At 47.6% G+C, this 14,986-nt stretch carries 9 protein-coding genes and 1 pseudogene; 5 read left to right on the top strand and 5 right to left on the bottom strand.

Annotated features, from left to right (window positions below):
- Positions 1-54: 54 nt before the first annotated feature.
- The 3 genes from QUB51_RS06470 to QUB51_RS06460 all read left to right on the top strand — a co-directional run bounded on the left by QUB51_RS06470 (position 55) and on the right by QUB51_RS06460 (position 4,158).
- The gene (locus tag QUB51_RS06470; protein ID WP_333053089.1) at positions 55-1,491 is read left to right on the top strand and encodes an FAD-binding oxidoreductase; all 1,437 of its coding nucleotides are present in this window, start codon (positions 55-57) and stop codon (positions 1,489-1,491) included.
- Between the two features lie 356 nt (positions 1,492-1,847).
- Positions 1,848-3,257, top strand: a complete 1,410-nt coding sequence (locus QUB51_RS06465; protein WP_333232009.1) for a heterodisulfide reductase-related iron-sulfur binding cluster — start codon at positions 1,848-1,850, stop codon at positions 3,255-3,257.
- Positions 3,258-3,483: 226 nt separating this feature from the next.
- Positions 3,484-4,158 (top strand): Uma2 family endonuclease, encoded by a 675-nt coding sequence (locus tag QUB51_RS06460; protein WP_333053086.1) that lies wholly within the window; start codon positions 3,484-3,486, stop codon positions 4,156-4,158.
- A 77-nt stretch (positions 4,159-4,235) separates the two neighbouring features.
- Here QUB51_RS06460 and QUB51_RS06455 read toward each other — a convergent pair whose 3' ends face one another.
- On the bottom strand, positions 4,236-6,464 hold the full coding sequence (locus tag QUB51_RS06455) for a hypothetical protein (RefSeq protein ID WP_333053084.1): 2,229 nt from the start codon (positions 6,462-6,464) through the stop codon (positions 4,236-4,238).
- Positions 6,465-7,167: 703 nt separating this feature from the next.
- Between QUB51_RS06455 and QUB51_RS06450 the strand changes: the two genes are divergently transcribed.
- Complete coding sequence (locus tag QUB51_RS06450; protein ID WP_333209689.1) at positions 7,168-7,683, top strand: phycobiliprotein lyase; 516 nt, start codon at positions 7,168-7,170, stop codon at positions 7,681-7,683.
- A 25-nt stretch (positions 7,684-7,708) separates the two neighbouring features.
- Here QUB51_RS06450 and QUB51_RS06445 read toward each other — a convergent pair whose 3' ends face one another.
- The 4 genes from QUB51_RS06445 to QUB51_RS06430 form a co-directional block, all read right to left on the bottom strand.
- Positions 7,709-8,380: a hypothetical protein gene (locus QUB51_RS06445; RefSeq protein WP_333209691.1), complete on the bottom strand. Its 672-nt coding sequence runs from the start codon at positions 8,378-8,380 to the stop codon at positions 7,709-7,711.
- 132 nt (positions 8,381-8,512) lie between these two features.
- Positions 8,513-11,041 carry a DUF3769 domain-containing protein gene (locus QUB51_RS06440; protein WP_333260162.1) on the bottom strand — a complete coding sequence of 843 codons (2,529 nt, stop codon included), beginning with the start codon at positions 11,039-11,041 and terminating at the stop codon, positions 8,513-8,515.
- A 443-nt stretch (positions 11,042-11,484) separates the two neighbouring features.
- Positions 11,485-11,601, bottom strand: coding sequence for a photosystem II reaction center protein I (locus QUB51_RS06435; protein ID WP_039887172.1), 117 nt, complete (start codon positions 11,599-11,601; stop codon positions 11,485-11,487).
- A 78-nt stretch (positions 11,602-11,679) separates the two neighbouring features.
- A complete protein-coding gene (locus tag QUB51_RS06430) occupies positions 11,680-13,644 on the bottom strand; it encodes a hypothetical protein (protein ID WP_333260159.1) in 1,965 nt (654 codons plus the stop codon).
- A 343-nt stretch (positions 13,645-13,987) separates the two neighbouring features.
- Here QUB51_RS06430 and QUB51_RS06425 point away from each other — a divergent pair.
- Positions 13,988-14,986, top strand: a pseudogene (locus QUB51_RS06425) (alpha-mannosidase); the annotation flags it as partial.

The raw sequence follows: 14,986 nt of genomic DNA, 5'->3' as shown, positions 1-14,986 counted from the left end.
ATGGTTTTAGGCAGTGTTTTGATAATTTTTTTTACCGGGCGTCTGATAACCTTCATGAAATCTTTTTCTACCGAAAATTACGTAAGCATACAAGAATTAGAAAGTATTGTCGGGGCTGCTGGCATCTGTCGCTGGCAAGATACAGAGCCATTTTGGCAAGAACGGGTAGAAAAAGCAGTTGCCCCCGACACGAAAATGGATTGTACTGTTTACCCCAATACTCAGGAAGAACTGGCGGCCGTCATTGCTTGGGCACAGCAACATCGCTGTGCAGTCTTGCCTTGTGGCAGTGGCAGCAAACTTGATTGGGGCGGTTTAGTTAAATTAGACTCCGATCCCCCCCGGCCCAGGGCGGGCACGGGGGCACCGCCCCTACAAAGGGGGGAGCAAGATGTTGTCAAAGTGGGTCTTTTTAAGGGGGATTTAAGGGTATCTCCTGATGCAGCGGGGCTTGTGGCTGTCAGCACTTCGCGCCTCAATCGGCTTGTAGAACACGCTGTGGGCGATTTAACGGTGACTGCGGAAGCGGGGATGAAGTTTGCGGATTTGCAACAAATTTTAGCTGCAGCAGGTCAATTTTTGCCGATCGATCCAGCATATCCGCAACAGGCAACTTTGGGCGGCATTGTCGCTACTGCTGATGCGGGTTCCTTGCGGCATCGCTATCGGGGGGTGAGAGATTTGCTATTGGGAATTACCTTTGTGCGATCGGACGGTAAAATTGCCGTAGCCGGGGGTCGAGTTGTTAAAAATGTCGCCGGTTACGACTTGATGAAACTGTTTACTGGTGCTTACGGCACATTGGGCGTCATAAGTCAAGTAACTTTCCGAGTTTATCCGCTGCCTGAATCATCGGGAACCGTAGTGCTGACAGGGGAAATTAATGCTTTGTCCCAAACGGCTCAAATCTTATTATCCTCTGCTTTGACACCAAGTGCCGTTGATTTGCTGTCACCTGAATTAGTGGCAAAATTAGGCTTAGGAAAGGGCACGGGATTAATCGTCAGATTTCAAAGTATCGCCCCAAGTGTTAAACAACAATCAGCCCGCTTGCTGGAAGTTGGCGAAAAGTTGGGTTTGCAAGGCACTAGCTACGGCGAAAATGATGAGAATCAGTTATGGCAAAGATTGCCAGAAACAATGTGGGATTCTGGCACAAAGTCGGCAATTATTTGCAAAATAGGAATCAGACCGTCGGAAGCTGTAACGGCAATTAACACATTGCCGATACAGAACGCTTGGATTCATGCAGGCAGCGGTTTGGGGGTTTTGCGGTTTGAGAATGCGACGGCGGATACGTTGTTGCAGGTACGCAGAGGGTGCGAAGCTAAAGGCGGTTTTCTGACTGTTTTAGCAGCGCCGACCGATATCAAGCAACAGTTAGATGTTTGGGGCTATACTGGAAGTGCGATCGATTTAATGCGCCGGATAAAACAGCAGTTTGACCCGGAAAATCTTTTGAGTCCCGATCGTTTTATCAGCGGTATTTAGTTTAAAGTTTATAGTCAGGAGTTGGGTATTTCTTGAATCCCGGTCTATGTCATTTGTGAACCAGATTTGTTTTTTAACGAACCGCGAAGGCGCGAAGACCGCGAAGAAAGAGAAAAGAAGAGAAGTTTTGTTTGCTTGATGGATTTAGGCTTGCTAAGCATAGCAACCGCGCCTGACTGTTAGGAAGTTCTTTTCTTAATTGCTGAAATATAAGCAATCGATTGCTTCTGACTTCTCTCCTAGATAACTAAACTTTTTTTCTTATTCCTTCTTTCTTCTTCCGACTTCCATCGGACTGACATCCGTTACATCCGTTACATCCCGTACATTGCTCGTTGCCGAACTTTCTCCCATATATGCAAACTTCAGAAAAATCTCAACTTCCCAGCGACAATTTAAGACCTGCAAAAGAAAGCAATTTTCTAGCACAAAATCCCCACTTACAAACCCTCGAAATCCCAGGTTTCGACGCGAACAATCCGCCCGATCCGAAATTAATCGACACTTGCGTACACTGCGGCTTTTGTTTGTCAACTTGTCCGAGTTATCGCGTACTCGGCAAAGAAATGGATTCCCCCAGAGGCCGCATTTATTTAATGGATGCAATTAACGAAGGCGACGCACCTTTAAACGAAGCAACCTCACAGCATTTCGATACTTGTTTGGGCTGTTTGGCCTGCGTTACAACTTGTCCGTCTGGAGTTCAATACGACAAGTTAATTTCCGCTACTCGCCACCAAGTTACTAGAAATCAGGAACGCACTTTTTCCGACAATGTAATTCGCACTCTGATTTTTAATCTCTTCCCTTATCCTCACAGATTGCGGCCTTTGCTTGTACCGCTATTTATTTATCAAAAATTAGGACTGCCAAAACTTGTCCGCAAAACAGGTTTGCTGAAAAAAGTCTTTCCCCGCTTGGCGGCGATGGAATCAATTTTGCCGAAAGTTACTGTCGATTCTTTCCGGGATAATTTACCAGAGGTAATTCCGGCACAAGGGGAGAAACGCTATCGAGTCGGCGTGATTTTAGGCTGCGTGCAGCGGCTGTTATTTTCGCCAGTTAATGAGGCTACTGTGCGTGTTTTGACGGCTAACGGTTGCGAGGTTGTGGTTCCTAAAAGTCAGGGATGCTGTGCTGCTTTGCCGGAACACCAAGGCCAAGCCCAACAGGCGAAAGCTTTGGCGAGACAAATGATTGATAGCTTTGAAAATACGGGTGTTGATTTTGTGATTATCAACGCTGCTGGGTGCGGCCATACTTTGAAAGAATACGGTCACATTTTAGCGGATGACCCTGATTATCGGGAGAAAGCTGAGAAATTTGCTGCTAATGTTAAGGACGTGCAAGAGTTTTTGGCAAGTGCGGGAATTACGGCAAAACTCAATCCTTTGATTGACGGAGATTTGACAATTGTTTATCAGGATGCTTGTCATTTGTTGCACGGCCAAAAAATTAGTTTGCAGCCGCGTCAGTTGCTGCAACAAATCCCTGGGGTGAAGTTAAAAGAACCTGTGGATGCGGCTTTGTGCTGCGGGAGTGCGGGGGTTTACAATATGCTTCAGCCGGAGGTTGCTGATGAATTGGGAGTGCAAAAGGTGGAGAATTTGCTGAATACTGGGGCGGAGTTGATTGCTTCTTCTAATCCGGGTTGTTCTTTGCAAATTAAGAAGCATTTGGAGTTGCAGGGAAAAACAGTTACTTTGATGCACCCAATTGAGCTTTTGGATTATTCGATTCGCGGGGTGAAGTTGCTGAGGAAGTAGTTTTGTAGGGCGGGCGGTGTCTGCCCTATTTTCGCTGCTGAGTGAGATTTTTTTTATGAACCGCAGAGGGCGCAGAGGGCGCAGAGGAAGAGAAGAGAGAGAAATATGAATAGGTTATTGTATTGAGAAAGTACGCGCGGCTTAGCTATCCCGCTCTTAATCGCACTTTTCACTCTTCCTACAAGCTAAAATTAAATTAAACAGTCCCTAACCCCGGACAACAGTTATGGTAACTCAACTTAAGTCTCCTCAAAAACCTGATGTAATTTACCCCGACAGCGACGGCGAACCAATGTCAGACAATACCAAACAATTTCGCTGGATACTCATCATTCAACAAAATTTAGCGTGGCTATTTGCGGATGACCCGAATGTATTTGTCGCCGGAAATTTGCTGTGGTATCCTGTTGAAGGAGATAACAAAACTTCTATCGGCCCGGATGTGATGGTAGTCTTGGGCAGACCGAAAGGAGATAGGGGTTCTTACAAGCAGTGGGAAGAAGAAAATATCGCGCCACAAGTAGTGTTTGAAATTCTTTCTCCCGGTAACAGGCTAACAGAAATGAATAAAAAACAGGTATTTTACGATCGCCACGGGGTAGAGGAATATTACCTGTACGACCCGGAACGCAACGATTTCAGCGGTTGGATGCGTTCACAGGGGCGTTTGGACGTAATTGATGCGATCGAAAATTGGGTCAGTCCCCGACTGGGAATTCGCTTTGATTTGTCGGGTGAAGAGTTGCAAATTTATCGCCCTGACGGCCAACCGTTTACAAGTTATGAGGATGTTTCTCGCAGCTTGGAACAAGAACGACTGCGGGCAGAACAAGCTGAACAGCGGGCTGCTGTCCTAGCAGAAAGACTGCGATCGATGGGAATTGACCCGGAACAATTGTAAACTAGATGGGGGAAAAGACCATCGCACTTTTAAATTTTAGCAAAAGTGCGATCGGCATAATGACTAATGACTAATGACTATTTCCCGTCTTCTAACCTCAAAAAATGCACCTGTCCCGAAGCTTCCGCCACTAAGATTGTCACCCCATCCGGTGCAATAGCGCAAGCTTTCAAAGCACTATCTCCGCTGAAACTAGCAATTACTTCTCGACTTAACAAATCCCAAACTTTGAGAGTATTATCGTCCGAAACAGAAATTGCCTTTGTTCCCATAGTCGCCACCGATGTTACCGCATCTGCATGACCTGCCAAAGTAAAAACTTCTTTTCTACTTGACAAATCCCAAACTTTCAAATTCTGTTCCCGCCCTCCTGAAATCGCCCATTTGCCATCCGCCGTAACTGCCACAGCATTCACAAAACTCTCATGACCTTTGAGAGTGAAAAGTAGATTTTTGACGGCTAAATTCCAGAAATTTGCCAAAATATTCTTTTCTTTACCCAAACTCCAAATTTTCAGAGTTTGGTCGCCGGAAGCCGAAATAACCCGCTTGCTGTCGGGAGTAACTGCCACAGCTTTTATCCCGTCCTCATGACCTAAAAAAGTAAAAACTTCCTCTCCTGTTTCTAGATTCCAAACTTTAATAGTTTTGTCTCCAGAACCGGAAATCGCCATCGTTCCGTCTGGCGTCACTGCCACAGAATTTACCCAGTCTGTGTGACCCGTGAAAGTAAAGATTTCTTTTCCGGTTTCTATATCCCAAACTTTCACAGTTTTGTCGCCGGAACCCGAAACTACTCGCTTGCTATCCGGTGTGATTGCGATCGCTTTTACCCAATCTTGATGCCCCGAAATAGTTAAAATTTCCTGTCCCTTTTTGAGATTCCAGACTTTAATGCTGTTGTCTCCTGAACCGGAAATCGCTTTCGTACCGTCCGCCGTCACTGCTACGGCATTTACCCAGTCATCGTGACCTGCAAATGATAAATTTTCTTTGCCTGTTTCTAAGTGCCAAACTTTGAGAGTTTTGTCAGAGGAACCAGAAACTATCCTCTTGCCGTCCGGGGTAACGGCCACAGCATTCACTGGGGCTATGTGATTGGTAAAAGTGAAAAGTTCTTCTTTTGTTTCGAGATTCCAAACTTTCAGCGTTTTGTCGCCGGCAGCCGAAATTACCCGTTTGCCGTCGGGGGTAACAGCCACAGCTTGAACGAAACTGCTGTGTTTTCCTAAAGTGAAAAGTTGCTTTCTTTCTGACAAACTCCAGACTTGAACAGTTTCGTCGTAGCTGCCGGAAATTATTTTTTCGCCGTCGGGAGTAACGGCTACACTTTTTACCCAGTCTGTATGACCGGTGAGAGTAAAAAGTTCTTTTCCGGTTTCTATGTTCCAGACTTTCATGCTGTTGTCTCCCGACCCGGAAATTAACCGTTTGCTATCAGGACTTACTGCTACGGACTGGACAAAACTGCTGTGACCTTTGAAGTTAAAAATTACTTCCCTGCTTGTCAAATCCCAAACTTTAATACTGCCATCCCAAGAACCTGAAATTACTCGCTTGCCGTCGGGAGTTACTGCTACTGCTTCTACGGCAAAAGTATCGCCTGCAAAGGTAAATATTTCTGTCGCTGTTTCTAAATCCCAAATTTTAATTGTATTGTCCCAAGAACCGGAAATTACTTTAGTACCGTCGGGGGTTACAGCTACAGCATTGACGTAGGTAAGATGACCTTTGAGGGTGCCAAGTTCTTCTCCTGTTTCTAAGTGCCAAATTTTAAGAGTGTGGTCGGAGGACGCAGAAATTGCCCGCTTGCCGTCGGGGGTGATTGCTACACCTTGTACCCAGTCTGTATGTCCGGTGAGGGTACGCAGCAATCTCCCGCCGGGAGGGGTAAAGCTGGGCGTTAGCGGTCGCAGCCAGGGGGTTGTTTGATGTTTTGCCTGTGCTAGCAGGGCTTGAATTTCTGGACTTTCAAAGCGCATCAAGCGGGCTATTAGTTGGGTGGCTAGTTGGCTTTTATCTGCGGCTAGAATGTGGGCTGACAGCCGAATTGCTTCTTGGATTAATTTGAGTCGTTCGGCTTTTTGGTCTGAAATAATATCGGGACTTGTTGCTAAATCGTAATCTTCTATTAGCGCCTGTACTCCCGATGCTGACAGCTTGGCTTTAATAAAATTGTAATCTGTTAGTAAGCTGTATAATTTTTCGGAGTCTGAAGTCGCTGCTAGCTGACTGGGCAATATTCCCAGGTAGTTCGTCTGTTCTGCGGGCTGGATTTGATCCAGCCCTTGTTTAAACTCGGTCATAAATTTACGGATGTGTTCTTTAAATGTATACGATCGCTAGCTGCACCCTACCGAAAAGCCGATCGAGAATCTTTTCTCTTAGACTTAGCATGACATATTTGAATGCTATGTGCTATAGGCTTGCTGTCCTCGGTTTGGTGATGGTTCGATGAATTGCTTGTTTTTTAGTCGAAGTCTGCTTTGAGAATTTTCAAGCAGTGCGATTACAATAAATCGCGGCCAATATAATTCAACTCAGCAACGCCCAATTTACCGATTGAGCGACAAAAGCTGACATATATCTTTGTTTTTCTTAACATAGCGGCTCTTTGGGCAATGGTCGATCAATAAACACTCTCAAGCTAAAAATTTTCAGGTATCGCAATCCTATTGAAAGTGCGAAAAAGACTTTTTATAACGAAACATGATGGCGGATGCTCTAATTTTCTCTCAAGTCGGCCACATCAGGGAGGCAGATGTCCCCCTGGTTGGGTTTGCTACCAGGGCGGCATCTGCAATCTGTTTCACCTAAAGCTCTCAGAAAGCTTTGCAGGTGCGCCCCCTTCCTCTAAAATATAGAAAAGGACTTGCACTATTAAACCGGGTTTCTAGACAAAATCATTGGTTTGACCGCTAGGTACGTAGGAAGAAACCGGGTTTCTGACTCCATAGCGCGCAAGTCACGATCGCAAATAAAGCAGTATTGACTTTAGAGACAAATTTCATGGATGTTATCGAGTTTTTCGAGTTAAGTGCAGGTAAATGGTTTTCTCAGCGTACCGTACACAATCTCCATTCTGGGGAATTGCAGGCAGGTAAATCCGACCTCAAAATAGAAATACTGACAGCTAGCGATGCAGCAGTCGTTAAACTTTGCCAACAACACTCGATTAACCCGGCTTCAACTAAGCTAACTAGCGTTCGGATTAGTTGGGACGGTATTCCCGATCGCGACCAAGCTAAACAAATCGGTTCTACAATACTAGCGATCGTACCAAATCCCGACAATCCAAGCGTTGGCAAAGTGTTGCAAGACAAGGGTAACAGTCGCTACGTGATGGGCGATGACGTGCTGACATTGATTACAGAATCAGACACCCTCCATGCGGAAGAAAGGCTGTGGTATCTCATGCCCAATTTGCGGCTGCGGACTAGCGTTGTTAAGCAAGCTAACGGTACGGAACAAGCTTCTTTTTGTTCGGAAATTCGGATGGGAGTAAGTGCCCCAAGTGAAAAGTGAAAAATAACTATATAGTTCCCAAAGTTTACACTCTATTTCTGCTTTCTCCCTTCTTTCTTCGGCCTTCTCTGGCAATCGCTTTTAACTTGGTATGAAAATCAGTGTGTTTGACAACTGGGAATGATTTTGCCACAGGTTTGTCCGCTAATTTGTGCTCGGCTTCGGCGCGATCGGCGAGGGCAGTAACAGCCACATCTTCATATACTACAAATTCTGTATTTTCTTTGGTGCGATCGTCGGCAGCAGGTAATTTTCCTGTTTCCTGGGCCTCTGTGTTTGGGACTTCTGCTTGAAGCGCCACATCCAGTTGCGCCTCTGACGGCCCACGCAAATCTAACTCTGCGGCACTTACTTCCGGTTCCTGGTGCGATAAAAGTATATCTTCCGGTGACAGTTGAGCAGCACTTTCCCCCGTTAAATTTTGAGGAAAATTATTGCATACCAAGCGTTCAAACTCGCGATTGAAATGATAGAGAGGTTGACCTATCCGATGCCACATACTCAATAGCTGTCCCACAGAAACAGCCTTGTAGCGCCCTTGATAAAGCGCTTCAACCACTGCTAAACGCAGCCAATAGCCGGGATACTTGGTCAGCCATTCACCCGCCAATTTCTCGGCTTTTTTGCCACCTAGGTCAAAACCGTAGTGAACCAGCAGAGCCGCTGCTTGTGCAGATATTGCGGTCACTTCTGTCATGTGTTGTCTGTTGACTGTTGACTGTTGACTGTTTTCTGTGGACTGTTTTCTGTTGACGGTTGGTTCAAAATTCCCAATGACCAATTCCCAATGACCAATTCCCAATCACTAATTACCAATTAGCCCATTGAATTAATCGGATAAACGCACTCCTCCTTCTACAGTTCGCGCGTCCCCGGAAAAAGGTTGGGGAGTCCCATTCCAGTTGAAGTCGCTAATTCTAAAAGTCAGGCTGCCGACTTGACGCTCAGGATTAAAACGCAAAATGATTGCGTAGCTGCGGCGGCTGTATTCTAGAGTGTAATTCGTACTGATTGTTTCCCCGCTTTCTAAATTAATAGCACTTTGAAATCCAACTCGAAAGCCTCCGTAAACTTGCTGGACAAGTCCAAAAGACAGGACTCTCAAATCTACTAGGCGATCGAATAAAAACGGCGATACACCGTCGCGCCCCACTTGGGTATAAGTCACGTTAAACCCAGTGTAATCGAGGAAAGGGCGGGAGAAATGACCGAACTGCCCTTGAATGCCGACGCTGGGGGCGAGGGAATTTTGTCGATCGCCACTGCTGTAATAAGTACCAACTCCCCGGAGTCCCAAGGCTAGTTGCAAGAAAGGAACCACCGGCGTCCGCGTGTACTTCAAACCTTGGGTGGGAGTGCGGGGCAGCGGTTCGCCCTCCCACAAGTTGAAGCCGCGACTCAAGGCAAAGCTAACTTGGGAACGGCCCAGATCGATGCGGTTGTTTTCCCGCACTGGTTCGAGCAAGTCTGGTCGATCGGTGTCAGCATTGATAAATTGATACCCAGCTTGGTAGCTGAGATTGATGCCCGTGCCTCCGAGTGGGATGACTGGGGAAGTCAGGACTGCCCCCAGGCTGCTCTGCACGGTTTGAAAGCCCAGAGAACCGTTAAACAGTCGATCGCGATAACTGTATTCTGCGGCCAGAGTGTGAGTGCCGATCGACTGTCGCAGGCGCAAATTGCCCCGAAAGCTGTCTTCCGGCAAGTTCGGGAAATTTTCAAAACTCAGAAATATTGCCGATCCGTCCAGCCTGGTACGCGGGCCCAGACTAGCGCCCAACCTCGCTTTCAGCCCGTAGCTGTCGGGAGAAAACGGATTGCCGCCGTTCTCTGCCACGAGACGCTGCAGGTAAATTTGGGGCGTCAGAGTCAGCCGCACCGGCCCGTTTTGCAACACCTCAAAACCGCACTCGGCATACAAACCGCCGCGTTCGCCTCCGTCGTAGCCAAAGGTCAAACACGGGCCGCTCTGCTGCCTGCTGTCAAACACTTGCCTGCGGGGATACACGGGTATTTTCACTCGGTTGTCGAACACCAAGCGGGGTTTCGTTGTGACTAATTCCTCTGCCGTGGGCGAAATCCTTCTAATCGTCGCCGTCCGGGCCCTGTATTCAAATTCCGGGGGGGAAAACGGGTCGTTAGTAAGCCGAATGTTGGTTGCTACCCTCGCGCCGTCTGGCAGCAGTTCGATGCGTTCTGCTTCAAAGCGGATGCGGTTGACGGCGCCGACCACTTGGGGGGCTGCTAGCTGTCCACCCCCACCGAGAGTTACTGTAGCAGCGCCGGGGGATCTGACTCCGCGCAGGGGCTGCTGGCTGGTAATTCGATCGCTCAGTGGCTGTTCGAGAATCGTCCCGGCACTAATATCTGTCGGCAGTGTGGGAGTCAATTCGCTACCTGCTGCGGGCAGGAATATTTCGCCTCTTGCTTGTTCGACTGCGCCGCTGTTGAGGCCGAGATTGAACTCCATCCGCTGGCCGCGCACTACTTGTTGCCCGCGGGTATAGGCGACATTGCCGGATGCTACCACTTGGCGGGTGACTAAGTTGACAATCGCTCGATCGGCATCAATCACAGTTTGCCGGAACCGCACGACGACATTACCAACCGCCGTCACAATTTGCTGCTTGTCGTCGAATTCTTGGCTGTCAGCCTTAACTTCGATAGTATCGGCTGGAGTCACGGGAAAAGGCACCGTCCGCCCAGAAGGGGCGGTGCGGACTCCCGGCGCGGCTGGTTTAGGTTTCGGTGTCGGCGCAGGGGGGGTTCTGGGTGCGGGGGTGGTTGCTGGTGCGGGAATGTCGAACTGCTGTTGCCCGCTGGGTTCTGGTTCTAGGGCGGGTTCTGGAACGGGAATTTCAGCAGGTTGGGGAGAGTTATCTTCTAACTGTCGGCCTTGGGCCTGATACCAACTTTCCTGCTTTCCGGCAAGATTTCTCTCCTGTTTTCTCTGCGCCTCTGCGGTTCGTTCCCGATTCCGAATGGCAATGGCATTTTCTACCGAACCCAATTGGTAAGCTGTAAACGAGGAATCTTTCGGAGTTTCCGCAGTTTCGGGTTCTTCCACAGGGGCCTGACGCTGAAATCCCACCACTGCGTGGCCGCTTTCGACTTCCGCTAGGGGGTCGGCGATTTCTGGAGGCCCATCGGTGGCTGCAGTGGTGCCGAGGAGTGTGGCTGCGGGTTCTGCTGGGGCTGGTGTGGGTTCTGGCTGAACGATATCTGGGCTTGGTTCCGGTATTTCTGCGGGGTTGCGGAGGGTGTCTCCATCGCCGGCCGCGACAGTGAGGGCGACTTTTTTTGGCTTTGCGATGTAGATGATGCCAGGGGGTTCTGGCGGCGGTACCGGATAGGGCATAGTTACTACAGGTAAGTCATCCGATTTTAGATTTTAGATTTTAGATTTTAGATTTTATAGGGTGCAATTTATTGAAAATTTTGCATCTAAAAGGTAACTGTTTAGAGATTAATCTGACATCTAAAATTTGCAGTGGCTTTGGCGCGCCGGAATAGGGCTGCTTTCAGAACTTGCTTCCGCCACAAGATAACCTCGCTGGCGGTGCGAGGTCAATCGATTTTAGATTTTAGATTTTAGATTTTAGATTTGAAGCATTTACCCCACGGATCAATTCGGGGGCTCCTTTATCGGATACAGGTTTTTTATTTCTGGACTGATGAATCAGGGGGCTTGTATCCTGGATGCTTGGATTGTCAAGTTTTGTCCGACTAATTTTTGCGGGTTTGTCGGCTGTTGCAGGGGCTGCGGTGACGCGCCCCTACTCTGCGGGCGAGATAAGTTGTTTATTCCATGTCTCTGCGGTTGGGGTTCCGGGCTGGGTCATTGGACAAAAATCCAAATATGAACAGGGAAACAAAAAATAAAACAACTACATTAACTACGATTTTGAGGGTTAGCACTGTGGGAGTCTCCAAAGATGGCCTAATACTGAGCTGATTTGCTGCTGTTGCCGCAACTTTTTTATCATAAGCTAAAGATTAGTCAATTTTATCTTTGCTTTTGAGGATTTTTGGCAAGTTGATTTTTGCCCAATTCCAGAGTTGCTCGGCGATGTTTTCTAGCCGCAGCATAACTCGATCGAGCCATTCGAGCACTTGTTCTAGGGGGTGCTTAATGTATCCCATCGATTCTGCTTTTGTTTCTAAGTATTCGCCCTCTGGTGGGACGCCTGCGCTGGGATTTTTTGGTTCAGCAGCAGCGCGGGTTGGGGCGGTGTATCTGCTGGTTTGCGGGGTGATTGCTGCTGGGGATTTGTTGTTTTGTGCGGTGTTCGGGTTGGTGTTTTTTGGCACTTGGGTTTCCGGCGCGCGCCCTGGGGTTGATTCTGCTGCGAGTGCAGAGCTATTTTTTTGAGTAACTGCTAAATCTGATAAATCAGATGCTGTTTGGGGTTGAGTATTTGGGCTTTTTGTGAGCAAGCTCTGTTTTAGCTGCCCTAGCAGGCGGTGAAGTGCTTCGGGGTAAGGGGATATTGAGACTGCGATCGATCGACCTTCGGGCAATTCTCCTACTTCTGCTATTTCCTGCTTGACTTTTGGGCTAGTTTGTGCTACATCGGTTTCGGAACTGCCGTCGATTAAATGCGGCGGTGCTGCTTCCCCGAATAAGTCTTGCCAGTTGAGCCACGGTCGATCGACCTCTGGGCTATTTTGGGTATTTTCTTGTTCTCGCTGTTTCAAATAATACTGAATAGCAACTGATTTCTCCGTATTATCACTGGCTGCCGTTTCTTTGCCCAAAAGGTGGTCTACTGACGACCAAATCATTTGTTCGATGTTTCGCGCGTATTTTTCGAGGATGTCACGGGCGGAAAAATCTACATTGGCATCTGTGCCGGATGTGTCAATTTTTACTCTGGGGGCTTCCGTGGGTGCGGCGATTGTTTTTGCCGATGGCGGGAGGGTTAATTCCTCGATGTTGACGGCGGCGCGATCGAGTAATGTAACAAAGGAGAGAGGAGTTGGGGGTCGATCGAACTTGCTGTTAAAATTAGTTTCTAGTTTTGGGGTATTGTGGTCGATCGAATTCGATGCCGCAATTGACTGCTGTGCGGTTTTTGCTTCGATCTGCGCGCGGGCTTTTTGGACTAGGATGGCATTGCGGTCGATCGATTTTTTAACTGCGAGGATTGATTCTCCAAACTGATTTCTTTTGAGGGCAACCGGACTCGTCTGAAGCCAGGCCATCAATTCCCAAAAACGACGCATCGGCGGTAACTGCGCTTTTTTCGCCGCTGACTCCAAACCGAGATTAAATTTTAATTCTTTTTGGGTAATTTCCCGTCGTTCCGGCCCGCTGTTGGCTACTTCCCAAGTTATGCAACCTTCAAGCATTTCCTGCTGTTCGGGTGTCAAAATATCTAATATCTGATTTTCTCTTCCCACCAATACTAAAGTGCGGGCTGGTATAAAACTGGCAATTCCCTCAACTTTCGGCTGGGGTTTTAATTCAGTTTTAGCCAGCGGGTGTTCTAAGACGGAAGTGGTTTGATGCTTGGCGATTTGTCCGCTAAAATTGATAGCCGGATGTAAATCGCTAGCAGCATTTCCCTGATTTATTAACAGCGGGAAGCTGGCTAAAGTTTTCGCGGTTTGCGACGAGGTTAGTAAATTTTCGGCGAGGTGCAAAATTTCGGCGATCGAACTTTCTTCGGAAACTTCCCCCTGATACCAATTTTGTGGCAAATCGGCATTTTCGTCACCGCCAAATTCTTGCAGTTCCGGTAAATCTATTTTTTGACTTGATGCCCGCAACTGTCGGCCCAGCATTCGGGAACTTTGCACCAGCAAATAAGCTGGATAAAGCAGAATTTGGGTGGCGGTGAGAGTTGTTTCTTTAATTTGACGCCAAGTTCGATCGCAATTGTCAGCGACTTGGCGGGACTGTTTCGATATAAAATTTAATAGTCGGCTTTGGTATGGGCCGTAGTAACCGTTGGACATAAGTTTAATTCTTGAATTCAGATTTTTGATTCGCGCCGGAATTGCTGAATATTGCTGTAAAATCAAAGCGATATCTTAATCGAAGCTTCAAACCCTCTGAAACCTTTATTTCTTCGCGTCCTACCCTTCGGGAACGGCTTCGCCGAACGCGTCTTCGCGGTTCGATATAAGATATTGCACCCATGTCAATAAGCCTTTTACTGGCTGCAGGATGCCCACCCCCTACTCCCCACAAGAAAATTCACTCTTTGTGGAACAGGCATCTTGCCTGTTCTTGAGAATAGTGCAAGATGTGAGTTCAATCCGATTTTTGATTAATACACAATTCCTATTTTAGCGAAATATGAGCGCTTCTGTGTCACCTGCTAGCAATAATATTTCTGAAGTTGTCGAAAAGTTGCGCCGCCTCAGCCAAGTGGAGGTTCAGTCTGGTTGGAGGTACTGCGATTCTGACTCGGCTGTCTCTTCGGTAAATATTTGTAACAGCCCCGTTGCCGAACTTAACGGGAAAGGACATATTGCTTGGCCGTCTGGGAAGCAAGTTTTGTATTTGGGCCAGCAATTTGTAATTCCTGACAATTTGCACGGCTATCCTGTGGTTGGTTTGCGGTTGCTGCTGGGTTTGACTTGGTGGGCTGAAGATGCTCAAATTTTTGTCAACGGCGAGTTAGTCGGACAGGGAGATTTATTTGATTTTGCCGATCGAGTTTTGTTGAGTTCGTCGGCTAATCCGGGAGATGAATTTTTAGTAATTTTGCGGTTGGTAAGTCCGGGTCACGATAACGGTGCTTTAGTGCGATCGATTTGTTTGTACGAAGCTGCTGATTCTTGTTGTTTCGATCCGGGTTTTGTGGCTGCCGAATTAGAGATTTTGCAAAATTCGCTTAGTCGAAATTTAGAAATTGAAAATTCCCAATACCTCCCCACCGAAATAATAGCAAATCGCCCCAGGTTTGTCAAGGGGGAAATGCTGAAATCTGAGATTGATTTGGCGATGGGTTTGATTGATTGGGCGGCGGTGGGCGATCGCGAAAAGTTCGATCGCTCGCTGTCTGTTTTGCGGCACAATTTACTGGGATATCTGCGGGCTTTTTCTGGGAATTTAGATGTGGGAACCGCAGAGGACACAGAGGGCGCAGAGGGAGGAAGAAGGGAGGAGGTTTCTCAGGTTGGAGACAATAGCGATGCTACATCTATATATATAGGAGAAAGCGGTGAGCTGACATCTTTTTCTGGGAATTTAGATGTGGGAACCGCAGAGGGCGCAGAGGGCGCAGAGGGAGGAAGAAGGGAGGAGGTTTCTCAGGTTGGAGACAATAGCGATGCTACATCTATATATATA

It is taken from the genome of Microcoleus sp. AT8-A3 (assembly GCF_036705675.1).
In the GTDB taxonomy this organism is placed as follows: domain Bacteria; phylum Cyanobacteriota; class Cyanobacteriia; order Cyanobacteriales; family Microcoleaceae; genus Microcoleus.
Note: the sequence above shows the minus strand (reverse complement) of the source record. Positions and strands in the feature narration are given on the sequence as shown.